Origin of the sequence: Streptomyces sp. PsTaAH-124, from assembly GCF_000373685.1 — a bacterium.
Lineage (GTDB): Bacteria > Actinomycetota > Actinomycetes > Streptomycetales > Streptomycetaceae > Streptomyces > Streptomyces andamanensis.
Map to the genome: position 1 here is coordinate 318,747 of NZ_KB892180.1, position 22,775 is coordinate 341,521.

The 22,775-nt window shown below is 74.9% G+C and carries 19 protein-coding genes; 8 read left to right on the forward strand and 11 right to left on the reverse strand.

Features of this window, described 5'->3' with window-relative positions; genetic code table 11:
• Positions 1–42: 42 nt before the first annotated feature.
• Positions 43–1,377: a serine hydrolase domain-containing protein gene (locus B086_RS0124575; protein WP_018569090.1), complete on the reverse strand. Its 1,335-nt coding sequence runs from the start codon at positions 1,375–1,377 to the stop codon at positions 43–45.
• 189 nt (positions 1,378–1,566) lie between these two features.
• Here B086_RS0124575 and B086_RS44680 point away from each other — a divergent pair, with 189 nt between their 5' ends.
• Positions 1,567–2,418, forward strand: coding sequence for an SCO2400 family protein (locus B086_RS44680; RefSeq protein WP_018569091.1), 852 nt, complete (start codon positions 1,567–1,569; stop codon positions 2,416–2,418).
• 23 nt (positions 2,419–2,441) lie between these two features.
• Here B086_RS44680 and B086_RS0124585 read toward each other — a convergent pair whose 3' ends face one another.
• The 4 genes from B086_RS0124585 to B086_RS0124600 form a co-directional block, all read right to left on the reverse strand.
• A complete protein-coding gene (locus B086_RS0124585; protein ID WP_018569092.1) occupies positions 2,442–3,341 on the reverse strand; it encodes an NAD(P)-dependent oxidoreductase in 900 nt (299 codons plus the stop codon).
• Positions 3,342–3,417: 76 nt separating this feature from the next.
• Positions 3,418–4,002 (reverse strand): TlpA family protein disulfide reductase, encoded by a 585-nt coding sequence (locus tag B086_RS0124590; protein ID WP_018569093.1) that lies wholly within the window; start codon positions 4,000–4,002, stop codon positions 3,418–3,420.
• A gap of 139 nt (positions 4,003–4,141) precedes the next feature.
• The gene (locus B086_RS0124595; RefSeq protein ID WP_018569094.1) at positions 4,142–5,809 is read right to left on the reverse strand and encodes a glycoside hydrolase family 13 protein; all 1,668 of its coding nucleotides are present in this window, start codon (positions 5,807–5,809) and stop codon (positions 4,142–4,144) included.
• A gap of 272 nt (positions 5,810–6,081) precedes the next feature.
• Positions 6,082–7,065, reverse strand: coding sequence for a nucleoside hydrolase (locus tag B086_RS0124600; RefSeq protein WP_018569095.1), 984 nt, complete (start codon positions 7,063–7,065; stop codon positions 6,082–6,084).
• Between the two features lie 281 nt (positions 7,066–7,346).
• Here B086_RS0124600 and B086_RS0124605 point away from each other — a divergent pair, with 281 nt between their 5' ends.
• Positions 7,347–8,219 (forward strand): hypothetical protein, encoded by an 873-nt coding sequence (locus B086_RS0124605; RefSeq protein WP_026252737.1) that lies wholly within the window; start codon positions 7,347–7,349, stop codon positions 8,217–8,219.
• A gap of 27 nt (positions 8,220–8,246) precedes the next feature.
• Here the strand turns inward: B086_RS0124605 and B086_RS0124610 are convergent, their stop codons facing one another.
• The 6 genes from B086_RS0124610 to B086_RS0124635 all read right to left on the reverse strand — a co-directional run bounded on the left by B086_RS0124610 (position 8,247) and on the right by B086_RS0124635 (position 16,009).
• Positions 8,247–8,531, reverse strand: a complete 285-nt coding sequence (locus tag B086_RS0124610; RefSeq protein ID WP_018569097.1) for a hypothetical protein — start codon at positions 8,529–8,531, stop codon at positions 8,247–8,249.
• Positions 8,532–8,605: 74 nt separating this feature from the next.
• Complete coding sequence (locus B086_RS0124615) at positions 8,606–9,949, reverse strand: helix-turn-helix domain-containing protein (RefSeq protein ID WP_018569098.1); 1,344 nt, start codon at positions 9,947–9,949, stop codon at positions 8,606–8,608.
• 386 nt (positions 9,950–10,335) lie between these two features.
• Entirely contained in the window at positions 10,336–11,790 is a 1,455-nt protein-coding gene (locus B086_RS0124620) for an extracellular solute-binding protein (protein ID WP_018569099.1), read from the reverse strand.
• Positions 11,790–14,483 (reverse strand): caspase family protein, encoded by a 2,694-nt coding sequence (locus tag B086_RS0124625; RefSeq protein WP_018569100.1) that lies wholly within the window; start codon positions 14,481–14,483, stop codon positions 11,790–11,792. The genes B086_RS0124620 and B086_RS0124625 overlap by 1 nt, the downstream gene beginning before the upstream one ends.
• 4 nt (positions 14,484–14,487) lie before the next feature.
• A complete protein-coding gene (locus tag B086_RS0124630; RefSeq protein WP_018569101.1) occupies positions 14,488–14,832 on the reverse strand; it encodes an effector-associated constant component EACC1 in 345 nt (114 codons plus the stop codon).
• Between the two features lie 91 nt (positions 14,833–14,923).
• Positions 14,924–16,009, reverse strand: a complete 1,086-nt coding sequence (locus B086_RS0124635; protein WP_018569102.1) for a hypothetical protein — start codon at positions 16,007–16,009, stop codon at positions 14,924–14,926.
• Positions 16,010–16,200: 191 nt separating this feature from the next.
• Here B086_RS0124635 and B086_RS0124640 point away from each other — a divergent pair, with 191 nt between their 5' ends.
• The 6 genes from B086_RS0124640 to B086_RS45630 all read left to right on the forward strand — a co-directional run bounded on the left by B086_RS0124640 (position 16,201) and on the right by B086_RS45630 (position 22,766).
• A complete protein-coding gene (locus tag B086_RS0124640; protein WP_018569103.1) occupies positions 16,201–16,653 on the forward strand; it encodes a hypothetical protein in 453 nt (150 codons plus the stop codon).
• Positions 16,654–16,819: 166 nt separating this feature from the next.
• Positions 16,820–17,803 (forward strand): hypothetical protein, encoded by a 984-nt coding sequence (locus tag B086_RS0124645; RefSeq protein WP_018569104.1) that lies wholly within the window; start codon positions 16,820–16,822, stop codon positions 17,801–17,803.
• Between the two features lie 131 nt (positions 17,804–17,934).
• Positions 17,935–19,347 carry a VWA domain-containing protein gene (locus tag B086_RS0124650; RefSeq protein ID WP_026252739.1) on the forward strand — a complete coding sequence of 471 codons (1,413 nt, stop codon included), beginning with the start codon at positions 17,935–17,937 and terminating at the stop codon, positions 19,345–19,347.
• Positions 19,348–19,516: 169 nt separating this feature from the next.
• On the forward strand, positions 19,517–21,232 hold the full coding sequence (gene metG, locus B086_RS0124655; RefSeq protein WP_018569106.1) for a methionine--tRNA ligase: 1,716 nt from the start codon (positions 19,517–19,519) through the stop codon (positions 21,230–21,232).
• A gap of 161 nt (positions 21,233–21,393) precedes the next feature.
• Positions 21,394–22,341, forward strand: a complete 948-nt coding sequence (locus B086_RS0124660) for a hypothetical protein (RefSeq protein ID WP_018569107.1) — start codon at positions 21,394–21,396, stop codon at positions 22,339–22,341.
• Positions 22,341–22,766 carry a hypothetical protein gene (locus tag B086_RS45630; protein WP_018569108.1) on the forward strand — a complete coding sequence of 142 codons (426 nt, stop codon included), beginning with the start codon at positions 22,341–22,343 and terminating at the stop codon, positions 22,764–22,766. Before B086_RS0124660 ends, B086_RS45630 begins: the two co-directional genes overlap by 1 nt.
• The last annotated feature ends 9 nt before the right edge of the window (positions 22,767–22,775 follow it).

Genomic DNA, 22,775 nt, shown 5'->3' on the forward strand with positions numbered 1-22,775 from the left:
TCACAGGTCCGCCCCGTCAGACGGGGATCGGCCGGGAACGGTTCAGCGCAGGAGCCCGGCCCAGGCGTCCGGGGAGAGATCGGCGCCCCGGAGCACGGTAGCGGTGCGGGGTGCGGACACGGACGGCGCGGGGGCGGTCGCGGCGGCCGGGCAGAGCGCGGCGCCCAGGTAGGAGTTGAGGGCGTCGTCGACCGGGCTCGGCTCGAAACCGGTGCCGTCCTCCTTCAGACGCTCGTACTTCATCAGGTTCCAGCCGACGGCGGCCTGGCGCTTCCCGTCCGGGCTGGACAGCGCGATCGTCCCGGCGCCGAACACGGCTCCGTCATGGCCCCAGAAGCGGCCGCAGCCGGGTATGTCGACCGCGTACAGGCCCAGTCCGTAGTTCAGGCCGTCCACGGGGACGGTCCGCTGCATCTCCTTCAGCGCGGCCGGGCCGATCAGCCGGCCCGTCAGCAGCGCCCGGTAGAAGCGGTTCAGGTCGTCGGTGGTGGAGACCACCGCGCCCGCCGTGTACGCCCAGGACATGTCGTAGACGCTGTAGTCGCGGGGCGGGTCGATCAGCCCGTAGAAGCTCTCGTACATCCGCGCGTGCGGGCCCTGGAGGGCGGCGGTGCGCGGGTAGGAGGTGTGGCGCAGCCCGGCCCGGCCGATGACGTGCCGGGTGATGTACGCCTCCGGGTCCTGGCCGGTGACCTTGGCCAGCAGGAGTCCGGCGATGACGTAGTTGGTGTTGGAGTAGTGGCCGGGCAGCGCGCCGGGTGCGCCGGTGGCGGGGGCGGCCAGGCCGAGGCGGACCAGTTCCGCCGGGCGGATCGAGCGGAACCGCTCCTCGTCGAGGCTGGCCGTCGAGCCCGTGGCCAGGGACGGGAAGGCGGGCACCACGTAGTCGCCGATGCCGCTGGTGTGGTCGAGCAGCATGCGGACGGTGATCCGGTCCCCGCGCTCGCCCGGGACCAGACCGGGCAGATACGTGGCGACGGGGGCGTCCAGGCGGATCCGGCCCGCCTGGACCTGCTGGAGCACGGCGACGGCGGCGAAGGACTTGCTGATGCTGCCCACCCGGTGGCGCAGGTCCGGCCGGACCGGGCGGCCGGTGGCCACGTCCGCGACGCCGGACGCGCCGCTCCAGGCGCGGTCGCCGTCGCGGACCGAGGAGTACAGGCCGTACATGCCCGCCTCGTGCACGGCGCGCAGCGCGCCGCCGAGGGCGGCCGGGTCCAAGGCGGTGCCCGGCCGGGCGGAGGCCGGGACGGTGACCGGGACGGTGGCCGGGGCGGAGGCCGGTCCGGGGTCGGCGAAGGCCGCGGGTGCGGCGGCGGAGGTCAGTGACAAGGCGGTGGCGACGACGGTGGCCGCGGCGATCCTGCGGATGCGCAAGGGACTTCCCTTCCCTCGGGTCCGAGCATGTCCCCGCCATCCTCGGCGATCTTGAGGGGCCGCCGCATCCTTCCGGCGGACGAGGTCCGGTGCCGAATCCGTACGAGAGCGTCACACAGGCTCCACACAGCGCGGCGGCCCGGTTGTTAGCGTGACTGGCCGCCCGGCAGCCGACCCAGGAAGATCCGGATGGACTACTGCTCCACGTGCCGACGGCACCTCAACGGTGCCCTGGTGTGCCCCGGTTGCGGTGCGTACGCGCCGGACATAGCACCGAACGCCACCACGGACTCCGCGCACGCCTACGCCCCCGGCCCGGCGGCGGCCGCCATGCGGGAGACCGCCCCACCGGACGCCCCGGAGGTACCGGGCGGGACGGACGTATCGGACCTGCCGGACCTGCCGGAGGTCCGGGAGCGGCCGGGGCGGGCGGCGCGGCGGCGGCAGCTGGCCCGCTGGAAGAAGACCCAGCGACGGGCCCTGGTCGCCACGGCGGTGGCGCTGGTCGGCGGCGGTCTGACGGTCGCCTCGATGGAACGCGGCGGCGGCGACCGCGCCCAGGCGGCGGCCCCGGCGCAGGACGGCCCGCATCCGGACAGCGTCGGCAGGCAGCCCGCGGGCCACGGCTCCGCACCGGCGGCCGGGACCGGATCCGCCCCCGGGAGGACCCCCGGAACCGGCTTCTCCGGTGTGCGGCACTCCTCGCCTCCGTCCGCGCCCGCGCACCACCCCTCCGCCCCGGCCGGACAGGGCGTACGCCCCGACGCCGCCGCCCCGCCCGCACCGGTGGCGCCCTCCGCGCCCGCCACGCACCCGGCTCCGGCGGACCCGTCCGGGACCTCGGCCGAGGGCGGCACCTCCGGGACCGGCGGCACCCCGGCCGCACACGATTCCCCGGACACCCCGGCACAGCACCCGTCGACCGGGCCCACCGCTCCCCAGGGCACCCCGCCCGGTCACGGCAGCACGGACCCGTCCTCGCCGCCCGCCGCGGACCCGGCGTCCCCGCAGCTCTGCCTGCTGGTCCTCTGCCTGGGCTGACCGGCCGTCAGGCGGCCGGGCGGTCAGGCCCCCGGCGCCGGACGCTCGTCGAAGCTGGCGAAGTAGGCCGCGGCCATGTCCTCGTCGCCGTGCCCCTGGGCGGCGGCGCGGGCGAAGCGGTCGGCGCTCGCGGCGGCCACGTCCAGGCGTACGCCGTGCCGCGCGCCGGCCTCCACGATCAGCCGGGCGTCCTTCTCCGCGGTGGTCACCGCGAAGCTCGGCGGCAGCAGAGCGCCGTCGAGGACGAGCCCGGCCTTGGCGCGCAGATAGCCCATGTCGAGCGGGCCGCCCGCGATCAGGTCGAAGAAGGCCGCCGGGTCCACGCCCAGCCCCTCGGCCAGGGACAGGGTCTCGCCGGTGGCGGCGGTGGCCGCGATGACCCAGCTGTTGGCGACCAGCTTCAGCCGGGTCGCGGTGGCCGCGGCGCCGTCCTCGCCGGTCCACACCGTGCGCGCGCCCACCGCGTCGAACAGCGGCTGCACCGCCGCGCGGCCCTCCGCGGGCCCGGCGGCCAGCACGGTGAGCTGCCCTGCCTCGGCGGGCTGGCGGGTGCCGAGGACCGGGGCGTCGTAGAAGACCAGGCCGTGGGCGCGGGCGAGGTCCGCCAGTTCGCCGACCGCCTCCAGGCCGGAGGTGGTCGACTGCGCCCAGACGGCGCCCGCACGGGCCTCGGGGGCGGCCTCGCGCATGACCTCCAGGACGGTGGTGCCGTCGTAGAGCATGGTCAGCACGGCATCGGCGTCCCGGACCGCGTCGGCGGCGGTGGCCGCGACCTCGGCGCCCTCGGCCGCCAGCGGCTCGGCCTTGGCGCGGGTGCGGTTCCAGGCGCGGACGATGTGCCCGGCCCGCAGGAGGTTGCGGGCCATCGCGGCGCCCATGATGCCGGTGCCCAGCACGGCGACGGTACGGGTGGTGGCGGTCATCTCGTTCCTTTCGGCGAGGACTGCGGGCGGGACCGGTACGCCCGGCGCCCGGCCATTGTCCGTCCGGACGCCCGGTTCAGCGCCCCGGCCCGCCGGACGCCGCCGCGGCGGGGAGCAGCGGTTCGAGCACCTTCGCCATCCGGCTCTCCGACGTCATGCCGATCCGGACGGCCGCGGCCCGGCCCTCCCGGTCGATGACCACGGTGAGGGGGAGCGTCTGGGTGTTCACCAGTCCGCGGGGCAGGCGCAGCACCTGCTTGCCCGCCGGATCGTGCAGGGACGGATAGCCCAGACGGTGCTCCCGCTGGAAGGTGAGCGCCTCGGTGCGGCTGCTGTCGCTGGCGATCCCGAGCACCTGCACCCCACGGGGCGACCACTCCTTCTGGATCTTCTCCAGCTCCGGGGCCTCCAGCCGGCACGGTCCGCACCAGTGCGCCCAGACGTTGAGCACGACGACCTTGCCCCGGTAGTCGGACAGCCGGATCTCCCGGCCGTCCAGGGACGTCCCGCCGAGGTCCGGCACGGCGGGGCGCTCACCGGGCTCCAGGGTGCGCGTCAGCGCGTCCTGGGGGCTGCTGTCACCGACCTGTGCGGTGGACGAGCACCCGGCGAGCAGCGCGCAGACCGCGGTCACCGCCGCGTACGTACGCCGGTCCGGCATCCGCCCACCCCTCCGCCCGCCAGGGCCTGTGGTTCCTCCACGTCCGTCGACGATCATTGTCCCCGCCGCGGGCGACGTCCCGGAGCCGGGGGTCCACTGGGCGCGGGCGGGGCGGGGGCGGGTGACCGGGAGCCAGGGCCTACGCCAGCCACACGGTGGTGTCCGGCTCCAGCCGGTCGCCCGTCGGCGGTGCGCTGCTCAGCAGCACCTCGCCCGGCGGCAACGGTACGGACCCGTCCGACAGGTTGGTGACACACCGCCAGCCCGCGGAGCGGGCGAACGCCAGCACACCCGCCGGGGTGTCCTGCGTCCAGGTCAGCGACTCGCCCGCGAGCAGCTTGCGGCGCAGCCGCAGCGCCTTGCGGTACAGCTCCAGGGTCGAGCCCGCCACCCCGTCCTGCGCCTGGACGGCGTACGCGGCGAAGGCGGGCGGCTGTGGCAGCCAGGACCCGCCGGGCCCGAAGCCGTACGAGGGTCCGGTCGTCGTCCACGGCAGCGGCACCCGGCAGCCGTCCCTGCCCTTGCGGACATGGCCCGTCTGCTCCCAGACGGGGTCCTGGAGCACCTCGGTGGGCAGGTCGGCGACCTCGGGGAGGCCCAGTTCCTCGCCCTGGTAGAGGTAGGCGGAGCCGGGCAGGGCCAGCATCAGCAGGGTCGCCGCGCGGGCCCGGCGCAGTCCGGCCGCCGGGTCCACGGCGGGCGCCCGGCCGCCGGCCAGCAGCCAGGCGTTCTCGTCCGTGCCCGGCGGGAGCACCAGCCGGGAGGCGTGCCGCACCACGTCGTGGTTGGACAGCACCCAGGTGGCGGAGGCACCGGCGGCCCGCGCGGTGGCCAGGGAGGCGGCGATGGCGGCGCGCAGTCCGTCCGCGTCCCACCCGGTCTGGAGGTACTCGAAGTTGAAGGACTGGCCCAGTTCGTCGGGCCGGGCGTACAGCGCGCGCCGCGCGTCCGGCACCCACGCCTCGGCGACGGCGGTGCGGGGCGGGGAGTAGGCGTCGAAGATCTTGCGCCAGTCCCGGTAGATCTCGTGCACGCCGTCCCGGTCCCAGTACGGGTGGCTGCCCGGTTCCAGACGCGGCAGCGCGTCCTCGCCGGTGACGCCGATGTCCCCGACGTCACGCAGCGGTTCGTCGAGGTCCTTGACCAGGGCGTGCGCCACATCGACGCGGAAGCCGTCCACGCCCCGGTCGGACCAGAACCGCAGGGTGGTGCGGAAGTCGGCGCGCACCTCCTCGTTGCTCCAGTCGAAGTCCGGCTGCTCGGGGGCGAACAGGTGCAGGTACCACTGGCCGTCCGGCACCCGCCGCCAGGCGCTGCCGCCGAACACGGACTGCCAGTCGGTGGGCGGCAGTTCGCCGCTGTCGCCGCGGCCGTCCCGGAAGACGTACCGGGCGCGGGCGGCGGAGCCGGGTCCGGCCCGCAGCGCCTCCTGGAACCAGCGGTGCCGGTGCGAGCTGTGGTTGGGGACGATGTCCGCGATCACCTTCAGGCCGAGGCGGTGCGCCTCGGCGACCAGCGCGTCGAAGTCGTCGAGGGTGCCCAGGCGGGGGTCGACGTCCCGGTGGTCGGCGACGTCGTAGCCGCCGTCGGCCAGTTCGGAGGGGTAGAACGGGCTGAGCCACACGGCGTCCACACCGAGCCCGGCCAGATGCGTCAGCCGCCGGGTGATGCCCCGGATGTCGCCGAGTCCGTCCCCGTCGGCGTCGGCGAAGCTGCGGGGGTAGACCTGGTAGACGACGGCCTGCCGCCACCAGTCGGGGTCGCGGGAGGACAGGTCGGGCGGCGCGTCGTCGGTGCGGTCGGTCACGCGGTCTCCTCTTCGGACGGGGAGCCGTGGGCCTGCGGGCCCGGAGCCCGCGGGCGCGGGTCCGCGGGTCTTCGGGCGGCGCCGGAACGGCTCAGGGAATCTTGTCCCGCCCGCCGGGGAGGCGAACCCCGTATCCGGACCGCGCCGGTGTCGCGCCCCGCGGCGCACCCCCGACCGCCCCCTTCGGGCCCCGCCCGGCCGTGCTCGGGCCGCTCGTGGGCCGGTCGTGGGCCGGTCGTGAGCCGGTCGTGAGCCGGTCCCGTCCGTCGCGGTCAGGCCCGCGCGCCCGCGCCCTCGACGGTGGCCAGATACAGCTTCACGTACCGCTCCACGTCGACGTCGAGCGCCACGTCCACCAGCGGCTGTTCGCGGGCCTCGCCGTGCAGTTCCGCCTCGCCGGGGCGCCGGCGGCGGTCGACGACCGTCTGACCGCGCCCCGGTCCCGGCGCGAGGGTCACCTCGACGGGCAGCCGGTGCGTGGTGAGCCCCGCCGGGTCGGCGACCGCGCAGACCGCGCCCGCGTCGCCGAGGCCGCCCGCCGGGTCCTCCTCGCTCGTCACCGGGTCGCGGTGGGACAGCAGCCGCCCGGCCAGCCGCGCGCCCGGCTCGGTGCTCTCCCCCAGCCGGCGCACGTCACCGGCCGGGACGACGACCCGCTCGAACACGTCCAGCCCGTACATCGTGGTCGGCACCCCGGCGCTCAGCAGGATCGCGGCGGCCTCCGGGTCGTGCCAGACGTTGAACTCGGCGACCGCCGTGGCGTTCCCGGTGGCGACCGCGCCGCCCATGAACACGATCCGCTCGATGTTCCGCGTCACCTCCGGGTGGGTGCGCAGCAGCAGGGCGATGTTGGTCAGGGGCGCGGTGGGGATCAGGGTGACCGGCCGGGGCGAGGCCAGGATCGTGCGGCGCAGCAGCGCCACCGCGTCCACGTCGGCGGGCCGCCGCGCCGGGGCGGGCAGGCCGAGGTCGCCCATGCCGTCGCGGCCGTGCACGTGGAGCGCGGTGCGCACGGGCTCGATCAGCGGGCGCTCGGCGCCGCGCGCCACCGGGATCGGTGGGGCGCCCGCCTGCTCCAGCACGGTGAGCGTGTTGCGCACCACCTGGTCGACGTCCGTGTTCCCGGCCACGCAGGTCACCGCGCGCAGGTCGAGCCCCGGGTGCCGGACGGCGAACAGCAGGGCGAGCGCGTCGTCGACGCCGGTGTCGCAGTCGATGATCACGGGCGTGGCGTCGGAGTGGGACGGACCGGTCACGGCGGGCTCCTTCGAAGACGTGCGTGCACTCGCGCTCCGCTCCCGACCCTATGCGCCCCGGCTCCCGGCCCGGCGCGCCCGCGCGCGTGGTGCCGTCCGTGCCGCTCACCCGGACGGACCGGCGCGGTGGTGCGGGGCGGGAGTCGGTGGTGCGGTGGGATGACCGTCCGGTGCGTCTCGCGGGCGTCGTGCGCGTCGCGGGCGTCGGTGCCCCGGCGCCGCTGCCGCCGTGGCCGCCCGGCCGTGACCGTCGTCCGACCGTCGTTGTGGAGGACCCGCCCATGCCCCGGCTCCCGGCTGTCCGCGTCCTTGCCGTCGCCGTGCTCTGCGCGGCCGGTCCGCCGGCGCTGACCGCCTGCGGCTCCGGGCAGGAGGCCCGGCCGGCCGCCGCCTCGCCGTCCGCCGCGGCGGCCTCCCGGCCGGCCGCCCCGCGGACACCGGCCGCCCCGACGGCACCGGCCGCCCCCGCCGGGCTCACCGCGGCGCAGGCGCAGGCCGCGCTGCTCACCGAGGACGACCTCGGGGTGCCCTGGGAACCGACCGAGGGGGCGGCGACCTGGCGGGACGGCATCCTCAAGGCACGCACCGGGGCCGGGACCGCACCCGACTGCCAGCGGCTCGTCGACGCGCTCTACGCCGACCAGCCGCTCGGCGCCCCCACGGGGACGTACGCGGTGACCGGTTTCGACGACGGCGACGACCGGGCCCAGCTGCGCCACCAGGTCCTCACCCTGCGCCCGGCGGACGTGGACCGCACCCTGGCCTGGCTGCGGACGCTGCCGCGGACCTGCGCCCGGTTCACGGCGGCGACCACCCGGGCCGGGGAGCAGACGGTGCGGGTCAGCGACCTCGCGCTGCCCGCGCTCGGCGACGCCCGGCAGGGCCTGCGGATCACCTTCACCGGACCGCGCGACAGCGCGGACGGCGCAGACGGCGCGGACGGGCGGGACTCCGGCGGCCGGGACGACGACGGGGACGGCACGGACACCACCGCGCTCACGCTCGACGTCGTGGCCGTGCGCGTCGGCGGCGACGCGCTCACCCTGACCGACGGCGCCCCCGGGGAACTCCCCTCCGACGCCACCCTGACGGCGGCCCAGCTGGGCGTGGAGCGCCTGACGGCGGCCCGGGACGGAACCCGCGCCCAGGCCTGAGCGACGACTACTGGGGCGCGGCCCGGCTCAGCCGGCGGCGATCCGGTCCACGGCCTCCTTGGCCTCCTTCAGACCGGCGTCCGTGGCCTCCCGGTACACCTTGATCGCCTGGATCGTCCGGCCGCTCCGCGCCAGTTCGGCCACCTCACCGCGCCACGGCTCCGCCTCGCGCAGCCCCAGGTGGTCCAGGATCAGATCCAGTTTGTGCTCGACGCGGGCGGTGCGCCGGTCGGTGCGGGCGATCCGGATCTCGATCGTGGCGAACCCGGTGAGCAGAGCAGCGAAGACGATGACGAAGACGAGTATGTCCATACGGTGATCCTAGGAAAGCGCGCCCCGCGCGTCCGGCGTGGACACGCTGGACACGCCCCGGACGGCGCCCGGTGTCACAACGGCGGCTGCGCGGGGGCCGGGCCCAGCGTGGTGGTGCCCGGGGCGGTGCGGTGGCCGAGACCGGTGCGGTAGACGTCGAGGGCCGCCTCCACCCGGCCGGTGCGGCGCAGCAGATCACCGAGGAGGCGGCACAGGTCGGCCAGGTCACCGGCGGCACCGGCCCGCTCCAGGAGGCTCAGCGCGCGGACGTAGTGCTCCTCGGCGGCCTCCGTGTCCCGGGCGTCCTCGGCGATGATGCCGAGCAGCCGGTGCGCGGCGGCGGCGTGCATCGCGCCCCGCTCGGAGGAGAGGTCGCCGAGCACGTCCCGCAGCAGGTCGGCGGCCTGCCCCGACTTGCCGCGCCGGTGCAGCACATCGGCCAGTTCGACCGCGACCTGCCGGGTGTAGAGCGCGGCCCGCTTGGCGGTCAGCATGTCGAGCGCGGACCGCAACTCCTGCTCGGCACGCTCCAGTTCGCCGTTCTGCGCGCAGACATAGCCGCGCATCCAGTGGCAGTTGGCGAGTTCGGTGCGCAACTGGAGGTGGCGGTAGAGCTCGGCGGCCTTGGCGAGCGACGCGTCCGCCTCGGCGATCCGGCCCTCGGCGAGCAGGGTGCGGGCCACCGACCGGTGCATCCGGGCCACCAGCGCCGGATCGGCCGCCTGCGGGGCGAGCGCGAGGGCGAACTCGGCCGCCTGCGCCGCCCGCGCGTGCGCGCCCATGTCCATGTACGGGCCGATGACACCGGCGTAGAGGAGGAGCAGGGCGTCCGGGTCGTGCAGTCCGGAGCGGTTCAGTTCGTCGAGCGTGGACTCGAAGAGGTAGACGGCGTACCGCAGTTCGCCGGTGAGGTAGTGGGCGACGGCCCGGCCGCGCAGCGCGGGGACGCGGGCGGGCAGCGGCGCGTCGGCCAGGGCCTGCTCGGACTGCTCGAAGTAGCGCCGCCCGCTCTCCAGTTCACCGGTCTCCAGGGCGCATTCACCGAGCCCGAGCAGCGCGTCGGCCCGGATGTCGGCGAGGTCGAGCTGCTCGGCCTCGGCGAGCAGCTCCCCGTACAGCTCGGCGGCCCGGCCGGTCTCCCCGGTGGCCAGCGTCCGCTGCGCCTCGGTCAGCCGCAGCCGCAGATCGGTGGCGAGATGGGCGGGGCGGCCGGTGGCCAGCTCCTCGTAGGCGACGCCGAGCCGTTCGGCGAGGTGGCGCAGCGCGGCGTCGGAGGGGCGCACCCGCCCGGCCTCCAGGGTGGAGACATACGCGGGTGTGTACGCCGGTTCGGCCAACTGCTTCTGGGTGAGGCCCCGTTCGCGCCGCAGCCGCTGCACCCTGCGCCCGATGGTCTCCGGGTCGTCCCGCTTCGCCATGCGCCTCATCATGCCAGTACGCGCACCCCCCGGCCCCCGCGTGCCCGCCCCGCCGCCCGGCGCGGGCACCCCGCGGGGACATCCCGCCCACGCCGGTCCAACTCCCCTTGTTTCCCTCCGGTTTGCCCTTCCGGCCGAGCGCTCCCACACCCTAGGTTGGGGATTACGTTAAACCTGCTTAACCCCCCACTGTCGTTCCCTGCCGCTGTGAGGTCGGTCGCCGTGTCCGGACGCCCTGTCGCCCGCCCTGGTCGCATCTCCGCACGCCATGTACGAGGACTCGGCGCGGCCCTCGTCGCCGTGGCCGCCCTGGTAGCGGCCGCCAACGCGGGCCCCGCCCCCACGACCGAACCCGCTCCCGGGCAGCAGGTCGCGGTCCAGGGGCGTTAGGGCCGGTCCGGCAGCACCCTCCTCAGCGCCTCGTCCAGTTCCGCGGCCAGGGTCGCGTCGGTCGGGGGGTCGTCGGTGAACAGGCGGCCCAGTTCGGTGGTGAAGGTCTGGGTGAAGGCTCCGTAGAGCGGGGTGCGGGGGCGGGGGACCGCCCGGGTGAGGGCGGGCAGCAGGATGCGGCGGGCGTAGTCGGGGCGGCCGGCCGCGTCGCGCGGCATCCGGTCGGTGCTCTCCCCGGTGGGGGCCGGTGAGGGGTCCGCCGCCACCGCGCACCGCACCCGGTCGTCGGTGTACGCCGACGTACGGGTCGCGGCGAACCCCGCGTCCAGCAGGCAGCGTTCGCTCTGTGCGCTGGTGAGGTAGGCGATGAGCTGCGCGGCCTTGCGGGGCCGCTCCGAGGAACGGGCCACCGCCAGGTTCTGCCCGCCGAGCACCGCCCGGCCGGGCAGCGGCGCCACGCCGAGCTGCCGGGACGAGAAGGTCTGGTGCAGCGTGCCGTAGGCGTAGGGCCACTGCCGCAGGAAGGCCGTGCGGCCGCTCGCGAAGTCACTGAGCGAGGCGGCCTCGTCGGAGGCGAGGGCGTGGTCCAGGGTGTACGGCTTCTCCGTGCGCCGCCGCAGCTCCGCGATGCCGTCGGCGAGCTCCTGGCGGGTCGCGGTGTAGCGGCCCGACTCGTCGGTCAGGGCGAAGTCGTCGGTGGCGGAGGCGAACGCCTCGACGGCGTTGACCGTGCGGCCCTCGTAGGCGGCGAGCTGCGTCGTCCACGCCTTCTCGAAGCCCGCGGGCGGATGCGTGTCCAGGACGTCGGCGAGGTCACGCAGCCGCTGCCAGGACGTGCCGGGCCCGAGCACGGGATCGCGGACCCCGGCCTCCCGCAACTGGTCGAGCCGGTAGTACAGCAGCCCCACATCGGTGTTGAACGGCACCGCGTAGACCCGCTTCTTCCAGTACGCCGTGGCGGCGACCGAGGCGATGACGTCGCCGTCGAGCGCGCCGTCCGGCAGCGGATCGACCAGCGCGGCCTCGGCGAACTCCGGCACCCAGGTCACGTCCAGGTTGACCACGTCGTAGTCGGCGCTGCCCGACTGGAGCGCGCCCAGCAGCTGGCTGCGCTGCTCGTCGGCCGAGCCGGGCAGCTCGACCAGCCGTGCGTGGTAGCCCGTGTTCTCCTTGTCCTGCTCCCGGTTCCAGGCGTCGATGAGCTGCTCCCGGACGCCGTTCTTCCCGGTCACGTCCCGGCCGCTGGCCACCACGATCTCGCCGGGCACATCGGCGGAGGGCGACCGCCGCGCCTCCGGTCCGCCCCCGCCGGTGCAGCCCGCGACCGCGGCCAGCATCAGCAGCACGGCCGCCGCGACGGGCGCGGACGCCACCGGTGACAGGGCCCGCGGCAGCCGCCCGCCGTGCCGGGGCCGCTCCCCGCGCCGGTGCCCGGTCCCGCACCGCCTCATCAGTCCTCCCCCGTCCCCACCCGCGCCACCTCGTCGTGCAGACCGGTGCCGAGGTCGTCCGCCGTGTCCAGGCAGCGGCCGTGGCTCGCCTCGGCGACGGCGGCCGCCGGGCGGCCCCGGTCGCAGGAGCCGGCGACCAGGGACACCATGTCCACCGGGACCTTCCGCTGCCGGGCCCGCTCCAGCACCTGGGCGAGGTTCTCGCCGGTCAGCCGGTCGTCGTCCTCGTCGTCGGTGAGGTAGACGATCAGCTGGGGCCACTTGTCGTCGGCGCCGCGCCCCGCCATCGTGTCGAGCGCGTCGAGCAGCGCCGCGTGCGGATCGGACTCGGCGTCGCGCACCCGCGCCGCCGCGTCCACGCCGCGCTCGGCGTCGGCGCGCCGGTGGTGCCCGAAGGCCAGCACCTCGTCGTGGTGGCGGCCGCCGGGACCGTCGTACACGCCCCACACCCCGTACTCGTCCTCGTCGCCGAGCCCGCCCAGGGACTGCTTCAGGATGCCGGGGCCGCCGCTGGGACCCGGCCACCGCGTGCGCATCGAGCCGGAGCTGTCCAGCAGGTAGAGGACCCGGCCGGGGCCGTTCGCGCTGCGGTAGCGGCTGAGCGCGGTGTCCACCGCCGTCCGCGCGGCGGCACCCGGCAGCGGCCCCGCCGCGCTCAGCACCCCCGTGTCGGCGGGCCCGGCGCCGAGCAGCGGATGCCCGGTGCCCGTGGCGGAGCGGAATCCGGCGGCGGCGAAGGCGGCGAGGCCGTCCCGGCCGGTGAGCCACGCGTGGAAGCGGTCCACGGCGTCCGCCCGGACGGCGGCGTCCCGGTCCCCGCCGTCCCAGGCGACCCGGACGAACGTGGGCGTGAGCGCCGGTACGTCGGACGGGTACTCGGCGCTCCGCGGCACCCGGGTGTTCTTGGCGCAGCCCACCCCGCTGACCAGCAGGAACTCAGGGACGAGGGCGGCGGTGCGGGCGTCCGCCGCACGGTCGGCGGGCAGCGCGCACAGCAGGTCGGCGGCGGTCGGGGCGGGCGGGCCCGTGCCGCGCACCCCCTGCTCGGCGGCGCGCGGGTCGGCGCCGCCGCCGTAGAGGCCGACCGTCGCCAGCAGCGCGGAGTCGGTGACCTCCGGGTCGGCGCGCAGCACACCGGCCGCCGCGTCCCGCGCGCGCAGCTGAGCGGCCAGCCGGGCCAGCGGCAGCCCGGTCCGCTCCTCCACCCGGCTCCCGGCGAGCTTGCGCGGCACGGCCAGCACCACCGGCGAGTACGCGAACGGGCCCGCGTCGGGGCGCAGTTCGGCGAAGCTGCGCTCGGTGCGGTCGGTGCCGACCCGGGCCACGTCGGTGCCCGAGGCCGGGATCCAGACGTCCGGCTGCGGGCCGATGTCCCGCTGCGGGTTGGTGTCCTCCTCGCGCGGCTCCTGCCAGGCGTCGGTCTGCCGGCGCAGCGCGGTGACCGCCGCTCCGGCGCCCGCGCTGTAGACGGTGATGCCGGTACGGCGGCAGCCGTGTCCGGTGTCGTCGGCGCCCGAGGCGAGATAGGCGTCCGCGGCGGTGCGGACCACCGGCTCCAGGTCGGGGTCGGTCAGCACCCGCAGTTCGAGGGGCGGACGGCAGGCGGTGGCGTCCCCGGCACCGAGGAACCGGGACGCGACGACGTAGCCGCCCCCCGCCAGCAGCAACACCAGCGCGACGGCCACCCCGGCCCTGCCCCACCACCCGAGCCGACCGAGCCACCGCACCGCGGCACCGGTCAGCGCCCCGGCCGCCCTCGCCGCCCCCAGCAGCCCCGCTAACACCCGCCGGACGCGACCCGCTCCTGCCTCGGACGAGGGCTCGCGGGGCCCCGCCGGAGACGGCGGAGACGGCGGCGGAGACTCCGGCACAGGCGGGGGTGGGGGCGGGGACGGAGACGGCGGGGACGGCGGGGACGGCGCGGGTTCGGGCGGCGGCTCGTGCTGCGGGCGCGACCCCGACCGCAGCAGGACGTCCGTGTCCGGCGCGGCGGCGAGCTGCGGCTCCCAGGGATCGTTCTGGGTGGTCGTACGCCCCGCCCCGAGCATCCGCGCGCGCACCCGCCCGTAGACCTCCAGCAGCGACCGGTCCCCGCCCGTCTCCAGGAGCCGCACCAGCTCGTCGGTGAACGGGGTCGGGCCCGTGCCGTCGCCCGCGTCGATGAGCCGGTTGGCCTGCACGCTCATCAGCAGCAGGATCTTGTGCCGGCCGGGGAAGTCGTGCCACACCTTGGCGGCGTTGCCCGCGTAGCAGCAGTCGAGGATGACCACGATCCGCTCGGCGCCGCTGCCCGCGAGCACCGTGAGCACCTCGGTGAACGAGGTCGCGTTCGGGAAGACGGCCTGCGCGCCCGCGACCACGCGCGCGTTGCGCATCTGGAGGAACAGCTCGTTGCCCGCGCTCGGCACCGCGCCGTGCCCGGCGAAGTAGCACAGCAGCAGCCCCTCGGCCTCGTGCGCGGCGCGGCGCAGATCCTCGCCGAAGTCGTCGTGGGTGGGCGAACGGCAGTCGGTGATCTCCCGGTCCGCGAACACCCCGCCCCGCAGGGCCTGCCGCAGCCTGCTGACGTTGTGCCGCACGGCGGGCAGCTGCCCGGCCACCCCGTCCCACGCGGCCGGCTTCGTGTGCTCGTACTCCGACACGCCGACCAGCAGCGCGCGGTTCACCCGCCCCCTCGGGTCGAAGCGGCCCACGGCCCTACTCCTCGCCGGGGTTCACCGGATCGACGCGCTGCTCGGGCGGGGGTCCGGGCTCCACCCGGCGGCGGTTCTCCCGCCAGGCGGCCACGGCCCGTCCGGTCTGCTCCAGCAGCTCACCGAAGATCACTTCGGCGCCCGCACCGACCAGCACCAGCAGGATCTCCATCCCGGCGCCCATATGACCGGGCGGCGCGTCCGAGCGCGGCTGCTCCAGGATGTGCAGGCGCCCGTCGGCGACCAGTTCCTCCAGTGGATTCTCCCGCTCCAGCCACGCCTTCAGCGCGTCGATGTCGCGGTTGCTCGCGCTTCCGTCCAGCCGGACCCGGATCGCTCGGCCGGCCACGCCCTCCCCCTCAGCCATAACTCACCATTCTGGCACCGCGCACGCGCCCTGGGGAGGGGGCGTACCCGGCCGTCCGGCGGCGCCGCCCCCGTCAGTCCTGCGTCTGCAACTGCCGTAGCTGCCTTCGCACATGGTCCAGCGCGCCCTGCTGCCGTCCGGGCACCCGGTCACGCAACTCGGCGAGCAGCGGCCCCAGTTCACGGGCGCGCTCCGTCTCGCGGATCTGCCCCCACTGGTGGTGCGCCCGGTCCACGGCGGCCTCCACCTGCGGCGCACCGGCGCTCTGCCCCATGGCCAGCCGGGTGGCGGCCACCGCCAGCCAGGTACGGCAGCTGCGGGCCGCGTCCCCGGCGAACATCGCGAGGTCGGCGCGGACCTCGCTCCAGTGCAGCGCCTCCTCGGAGGCCGCTCCGTGCTCCCGTACGGCGTCCTGCTCCCAGCGGGCGGCGAGCGCGTCGGCGTCGCCGTGCCGCCCCGACTCCACCCACGCCGCGATGGCCGCGTGCGGGTCGGCCGCCGCCGGGCGCCCCGCGGCGAGCACGAGCCCCGGCCCGGCCGGTGCCCCGCGCGACCCGGCGCCCTCCTCCACGGCCAGCCGCGCCAGCGCCTGTTCGTGCAGTTCGGCCACCGGCGGCCGGTGCCCGCTGCGCAGGATGGTCGCCACCGCCTTCATGTACCCGGGCTGGGCCACCCCGCGCCGGGACGGCGGCGGTGCGACCCGGCCGTACACGGCGATGTTGCCGCCCGTGTCCAGCGGGCGTTCGTGCAGCTGGCGCCAGCTCTCCTGGTCCGCGTACAGGTCCGCGACCAGCGTGGTGGTGCCGTCCGGGCGCAGCCGCAGCTCCTCGCGCAGCCAGTGCCAGGGCAGCGCGGTGTAGCGCACGGTGGCCGGGGCGGTGCGGGCCAGCGCCAGGTGCGGCAGGTGCTGGCGGCGGTCGAGCTGGAGCTGACCGGTGAGGAAGACGGTCAGCGGTCCCGGGGAGGCGGCGGCGGCCCGCAGCCGGGTGAGGACGGCCTGCGGCTCCAGCGGGTCGGCGAGTTCGACGACGCTCGCGGTGGGCGTGCCGGACAGGACGGCGGGCTCGACGGCGGCCAGCACGGGCAGCACGGACGCCGCGTCCACCAGACGGCCCTTCCCCACGGGCGAGGCCGCGAGCAGCAGCACGGTTCCGGGCATGGTCCCCCCGCGGTGTTCCGTTCGTCGGTCGCGTACGTCAGCACCGTAACCGCTGCTGGTGCGCGGGCGGATGCCGGACCGGGAACATCCCTCGCCCGTGCCGACTTGCCGCGGCCGCCCGGCAGGTGTGCTCTGGTAGGCGGGGGCGAGGAGCAGAGGAGCCGGGGAGGGACAGCGAGAGGAGCGCTCTCATGGTTCACGCCGCACCCGTGTCCGGCCGCACCGCAGGGGCCCGTGCCCGCCATCCGCGGACGCCCGACATCTTCAGCGACCGCGCCCATCTGATCGCCCGCTGGGCGGGCCCGTTCGCCATCGGGCTCGTCTACGGCTACTGGGCCGCCGCCAACCGGCGCTCCGGCGGTCCGATCACCGCCGGGAACGTGGCCTTCGGCTTCGTGACCGCGATCGTGTTCACGCTGTTCATGGCGGGCGTGCTGACCCTGGCCTCGCGCCTGCCGCGCGAGCTGCACGCCTTCCTGTGGTTCCTGTTCACCGGCGCGGCCTTCGGGTTCCTCTTCGACCAGTCCGGCCGCTCGGTCCTGCTGACCGTCGGCCTCTCCCTGGCCTTGGGCGTGGCCGTGGGGCTGATCTGCTTCTACTGGGTCTACACGCACGAGGACGCCAGGGGCCGCCGCATCGGCTGACGCCCCGGCCGGGCGGACCGCGGCCCCGGCGCGGAGCCGGGGCCTTCCCCGTGCCCGCCCCTCGTGGCCCGTGCCCCTCGTGGCCCGCGCCCCTCGTACTCTCCGTCGTCACCCGATTGCCATACGTCCGCTCGCGCCGGGCCCGGGGGAAGACTTCGCTGGGAGCGTGACCCGACGCCTGCGCAGCGGCCTGTCGGCCGTACTGATCGCCCTCTCGTGCCTGCTCGTGCCGTTCGGCGTGCTGTCGGCCTGGGCGGCGTACGGGCTCGCCGACACCGGCCGCTACGTCACCACGATGGCGCCGCTCGCCGCCGACCCGGACGTCCGCGACGCCATCGCGGACACCGTCGGGAACGGCATCGTGGCCGAGATCGGCCGGGGGGCGGACACCGGCCCCGCGCGGGCGGCCGTGGCGCCGTTCGTGCACGACGCGGTCCGCTCGTTCACCCAGACCGCGGCCTTCCGCACCGCCTGGAACGAGGGCAACCGGGTCGCCCACGACGCCGTCCTGCGCGCCCTGCGGGACGGCCGCGACGACCGCGACCGCCCGGTCACCGTCGATCTCGCACCGGTCACCGCCCAGGTCAAGGCCCAGCTCGCCCAGGACCACGTGCCGCTCGCGGGCCGCATCCCCGTCGCGCACACCGAGGTCGCCCTGCTCCCGGCCCAGGACCTGGGCCGCATGCGGAAGGAATTCCACGTGCTCGAAGTCGCCGGCTTCTGGCTGCCCGTCGCGGCCGTCGCGTTCGCCGTCGCCGGCATCGCCCTCGCCGCCCGGCGGCGCCGCGCGGTGACCGCGACCGCGCTCGGCACCGCCCTCGGCGGCGCGCTGCTCGGCCTGGCCCTCGCGGTGGGCCGCAGCCTGACCCTGGCCGACCTGCCGCAGGAGGTCTCCCAGCCCGCGGCCGGTGCCGTCTACGACGCCCTCACCGCCACCCTGCGCACGGCGTCCTGGCTGCTGGTCGCCCTGGGCCTGACCGTGGCCGCCCTGACCTGGCTCACCCGCCGCCGCGCACACCGCACCGGCAGCGGCACCGGTCCGCGCCCACGCCCCCGGTTCCGCCCCAGGTTCCGCCTCGGGCTGCGCCGCCGGACGCCCGGGACGCCCACCTCGCCCCAGCAGCAGGAGCCGACCCGCGTCGAGGCCTGATCCGGGCGGTCTTGACAGCGTCCGGAGTCCGTCACTCTCCCGTGACCGGGTTCGTCATCGGGGGCCGCTAACCTTACGTGTCCGTCCTGGCCAGGGATCGACGGGATCAACTCACGCGAAGGGTTGCGCACATGGGCATTCTCACTCGCCTGCGGAACGCGTTCGGCCGGTCACGCAAGGGGCGTGCGGCCGAAGCAGAGGGTGCGGAGCAGGTGCCGGCCACGGAACCGGCCCCCGCCGCCGAGGAGCAGCCGGCGGCGGCGCCGAAGGTCCCGGCCCCGGCGGCCGAGCCGGCCGCGGAGCCCGCGCAGGGGCCGGAAGCGGACCCGGCCTCCGCCGCTGTGCCCTCTCCCGCCCCGGACGCGGCTCCGGACCGGGAGCCCGCCCCCGCGGCCCGCATCCCCGACCCGCGCACGCCCGCCGCCGACGACGAACACGAACTGGTGGCGGCGGCTTTCGACAACGTCACGGTCCCGAAGCAGCCGGAGCCCCGGGAGGCGGCTCCGGAGCCCGAGCCCGAGGCGCAGCAGGAAGCCGAGCCGGAACCGCAGCCCGTGGCGGAACCGGAACCCGCCCCGGAGCCGGAAGCCGGATCGGAAGCCGAACCGGAGCCGGAAGCCGCGGTGGAATCCGCCCAGCCGCAGGCACAGGAAGCGGAGGAGCCGCAGGAGCCGCAGGAGCCGCAGGCACAGGAAGCGGAGAAGCCGCAGGAGCCGGAGGAGCCGCAGGCACAGGAGCCGCACGAGCCGCGGACGGAGGAAGCGCGGGAAACAGAGGAAGCGCAGGCGGAGGACACCCCGCAGCCCGCCGACGGCGAGGAAACCCCCCAGGAACCGGCCGCCCCCGAAGCCGCCCCCAAGCCCGCCACCCCCCTCCCCCGCCTGAAGTCCCGCGCCCCCGGCCTCACCACGGCCTACAAGGCCGCCACCGCCGCCCTCAGGAAGAACGACCTCACCGGCGCCCGCGCCCGGGTCCACCTCGTGCTCGACCGCTCCGCCTCCATGCGCCCGTACTACAAGGACGGCTCCGCCCAGGCCCTCGCCGAGCAGTGCCTCGCCCTCGCCGCGCACCTCGACCCGGAGGCCACGGTCCACGTCACGTTCTTCTCCACGGAGGTGGACGGCACCGCCGACCTCACCCTCACGGATCACGAGAACAAGATCGACGAGGTGCACGGCACGCTGGGGCGCATGGGCCGTACGAGCTACCACGCCGCGGTCGAGGCGGTCCTCGCCCACCTCGACGAGCAGAAGGCCGCGCAGGCAGCGGCGGACCAGCCCGCCGTCCCCACCCTGGTGGTCTTCCAGACGGACGGCGCCCCCGACGCCAAGACGCCCGCCACCCACGCCCTGGCCGGCGCCGGGACGAGCCACCCGGAGGTGTTCTTCTCGTTCGTCGCCTTCGGCGAGCACGACAACAAGGCGTTCGACTACCTCCGCAGGCTGAAGACCGGCAACGCGTCGTTCTTCCACGCCGGCCCGGCGCCCCGCGAGCTGACGGACAAGGCGCTGTACGAGGGGGTCCTCGCGTCCTGGCGCCCGTGACGCACCGCGCCCGGCTCACCACCCACCGCGCCGCCCGCTTCCCACCTCGTAAAACGGGAGGCGGGCGGCGCGGCCGTGTCGGCTACGATTTCAAGGTTCGTAGACAGTGTCGGACGGCCACGAAAGCCGCCGACCGTCACCCCACGTAGCGACTTGGGAGCAGCCCGCGATGGCTCGACACCTCATCACCAGCGCCCTTCCGTACATCAACGGGATCAAGCACCTGGGCAACATGGTGGGGTCCATGCTCCCGGCGGACGTGTACGCGCGCTACCTGCGGCTGCGCGGCCACGAGGTGCTGTACATCTGCGCCACGGACGAGCACGGCACGCCCGCCGAGCTGGCCGCCAAGGAACGGGGCATCCCGGTCGCGGAGTTCTGCGCGCAGGCGCACGACGCGCAGAAGGCGGTGTACGACGGGTTCTCGCTGGCCTTCGACTACTTCGGCCGGAGTTCCTCCCCGGAGAACGTGGAGATCACCCAGCACTTCGCCCGCCGCCTGCACGAGAACGGCTTCATCGAGGAGCGCGCGATCCGCCAGGTGTACAGCCCGGCCGACGGACGCTTCCTGCCGGACCGCTATGTGGAGGGCACCTGCCCGCACTGCGGCTACGACAAGGCGCGCGGCGACCAGTGCGAGAACTGCACCCGGGTCCTGGACCCGACCGACCTGATCGACCCGCGCAGCGCGATCTCCGGTTCGACGGAACTCGAGGTGCGCGAGACCAAGCACCTCTTCCTCCTCCAGTCCAAGCTCCAGCACGAGGTCGAGGAGTGGGTGGCCCGGCACGAGGACCGGTGGCCGCAGCTCGCGTCCTCCATCGCCCGCAAGTGGCTGACCGAGGGTCTGCACGACCGGGCGATCACCCGCGACCTGGACTGGGGCGTCCCGGTCCCGGCGGACACCTGGCCGGAACTGGCGGCCGAGGGCAAGGTCTTCTACGTCTGGTTCGACGCGCCCATCGAGTACATCGGCGCGACGAAGGAGTGGGCGGACCAGGACCCGGAGAACCGCGACTGGAAGTCGTGGTGGTACGAGGCCGACGACACCGTGCACTACACGGAGTTCATGGCGAAGGACAACGTCCCCTTCCACACGGTGATGTTCCCGGCGACCGAGCTGGGGGTGCGCGAGCCGTGGAAGAAGGTCGACTACGTCAAGGCGTTCAACTGGCTGACGTACTACGGCGGGAAGTTCTCCACCTCGCAGAAGCGGGGCGTCTTCACCGACCAGGCCCTGGAGATCCTCCCGGCGGACTACTGGCGCTACTTCCTCATGGCCAACGCGCCCGAGTCGGACGACTCCTCCTTCACCTGGGAGCACTTCACGGCGACGGTGAACAAGGACCTGGCCGACACCCTGGGCAACTTCGTCAACCGGGTGCTGTCCTTCTCCAAGAAGCGCTTCGGCGCCGAGGTCCCGGCCAGCGGTGCGCCGGGCGCGGCCGAGGAACGGCTGGGCGAGGAGATCGCCCGGCTGCTCGCCGAGTACGAGGAGCAGATGGAGGCGCTCCAGTTCCGCAAGGCGAGCGCCGCGCTGCGCGCCCTGTGGTCGGCCGGCAACTCCTATCTGGAGGAGAAGGCTCCCTGGCTGGAGATCAAGACCGACCAGGACGGCGCGGCCCTGACCCTGCGCACGGCGATGAACCTGATCCACCTCTACGCGGTGGTCTCGGAGCCCTTCATCCCCACCACGGCCAAGGCCATGCGCGCCGCCTTCGCCCTCCCCGGCGACACGGCGCCCTGGGTCACCCCCGACCAGGCCAGGGCGCTCACCACGCTGCCCGCCGGGACCCCCTTCACGGTCCCCCCGGTCCTCTTCGCCAAGCTCACCGAGGACGACCTGACCACGTACAAGGAGCGCTTCGGCGGCACCGACCAGTAACACGCCTCCCGAAGGCCCGGAATGCATCCGCCAGGATCTGCTTTCCGGGCCTTTCGCATGTCACCCCTGCTTCCGTACCGGAACGTTTTTTCGGAACTCGAAAGAGTGAACGCCCCCAGATAAACGGATATCCCACCACTCTTCCGGCCTAGTTTGCGCTCATGGTCACCGCAACACACGAGACCGCGCACCGGATCTTCCAGGAGCATCCGGAGGTTCTCGCACCCGCCTTCGAGACGCTGGGTCTGCCACCGCCCGTGAAAGCCGACATCGAGGTGCTCTCCCCCGATGTCACCGAACTCCGGCCCATGGAACGCCGGGTGGACACCGTGCTGCGCATCGTGTCCTCCTCGGGCGACGACTTCATCGTCGCCGTCGAGACGCAGACGCGACGCGCCCCGGACAAGGAAGCCAACTGGGCGTACTACGTGGCGTATCTGCGCGCGAAGTACGAACTGCCGGTCCTGCTCGTCGCTGTCTGCAAGAGCCGCTCCACCGCGTCCTGGGCGACCGGCCCGTTCGAGTGCCGCATCGGCCCGTGGACCACCCAGGTCACACGCCCCTTCGTCCTCGGCCCGGACACGGTCCCGGAGATCACGGACGAGTCGATGATGGCGCGGGAGCCCGCACTGGCGACCTTCACCGCCATCGTGCACAGCGAGAGCCGGAACATCGACGCCATACTGGACCTGCTGGCCCGCGGCATGCGGCCCTTCGACAAGGAGACGGCCAAGTACTGGTGCGAGTTCCTGGAAGTCGGACTGGAGAACACTCCGGCCCGGGACACATGGAAAGGATTGCAGAAGATGGTCGCCACTTACTTCCCAGGTCGGGGCACACTCTTCGAGGAGACGTACCTGGAGGGCAAGGCCGAGGGCAAGGCCGAGGGCAAGGCCGAGGAACGCACCGCCCTGATCCTGCACGTACTGGAGAAGCGGGAGATCGAGGTCTCCGAAGGGGCCCACGAGCGCATCACCTCCTGCACCGACCTCGACCAGCTCGCCGCCTGGCTCGATCGAGCCCTAACAGCCGAAGCGGCCGACGACCTCTTCACCGGGGACCCGGAGGTCCCCGACGACGGCCCACGCGACAAGGGAGCCTGCGGATAGTGGTCGCCACTTTCTTCCCCGGCCGGGGAACGCTCATCGAGGAGACGTACCTGGAGGGCAAAGCCGAGGGCGAGGCCGAGGGACGCACCACCCTGATCCTGCGGGCGTTGGAGAAGCGAGGGATCGAGGTCTCCAGCAAGGTCCGCGACCGAGTCGTCTCCTGCACCGACCTGGCCCAGCTCACCATCTGGTTCGACCGGTCCCTGACCGCCGAATCGGCGGCGGACCTCTTCATCAGGAACCCCGAGGACTCCGAACTGGCCGCGCTGACCCTGCGCATCCTGGACAAGCGCGGGATCGACATCCCCCACCCGGTCCGCAGACGCGTCACCTCCTGCACCGACCTCGACCAGCTCACCACCTGGTTCGACCGGGCCCTGACCGCCGAAGCGGCCGACGACCTCTTCGCCGAACCCACCGGCTGAACCCCCCGT

What these genes read in the sequence shown, in the direction of transcription:
- B086_RS0124650 (WP_026252739.1), top strand. Translation starts at nt 17,935, where the DNA reads ATGGGCATTCTCACTCGCCTGCGGAACGCGTTCGGCCGGTCACGCAAG.
- B086_RS0124635 (WP_018569102.1), bottom strand. Translation starts at nt 16,009, where the DNA reads ATGCCCGGAACCGTGCTGCTGCTCGCGGCCTCGCCCGTGGGGAAGGGC.
- B086_RS0124585 (WP_018569092.1), bottom strand. Translation starts at nt 3,341, where the DNA reads ATGACCGCCACCACCCGTACCGTCGCCGTGCTGGGCACCGGCATCATG.
- B086_RS0124590 (WP_018569093.1), bottom strand. Translation starts at nt 4,002, where the DNA reads ATGCCGGACCGGCGTACGTACGCGGCGGTGACCGCGGTCTGCGCGCTG.
- B086_RS0124605 (WP_026252737.1), top strand. Translation starts at nt 7,347, where the DNA reads ATGCCCCGGCTCCCGGCTGTCCGCGTCCTTGCCGTCGCCGTGCTCTGC.
- B086_RS0124615 (WP_018569098.1), bottom strand. Translation starts at nt 9,949, where the DNA reads ATGGCGAAGCGGGACGACCCGGAGACCATCGGGCGCAGGGTGCAGCGG.
- B086_RS0124620 (WP_018569099.1), bottom strand. Translation starts at nt 11,790, where the DNA reads ATGAGGCGGTGCGGGACCGGGCACCGGCGCGGGGAGCGGCCCCGGCAC.
- B086_RS0124610 (WP_018569097.1), bottom strand. Translation starts at nt 8,531, where the DNA reads ATGGACATACTCGTCTTCGTCATCGTCTTCGCTGCTCTGCTCACCGGG.
- B086_RS44680 (WP_018569091.1), top strand. Translation starts at nt 1,567, where the DNA reads ATGGACTACTGCTCCACGTGCCGACGGCACCTCAACGGTGCCCTGGTG.
- metG (WP_018569106.1), top strand. Translation starts at nt 19,517, where the DNA reads ATGGCTCGACACCTCATCACCAGCGCCCTTCCGTACATCAACGGGATC.
- B086_RS0124660 (WP_018569107.1), top strand. Translation starts at nt 21,394, where the DNA reads ATGGTCACCGCAACACACGAGACCGCGCACCGGATCTTCCAGGAGCAT.
- B086_RS0124640 (WP_018569103.1), top strand. Translation starts at nt 16,201, where the DNA reads ATGGTTCACGCCGCACCCGTGTCCGGCCGCACCGCAGGGGCCCGTGCC.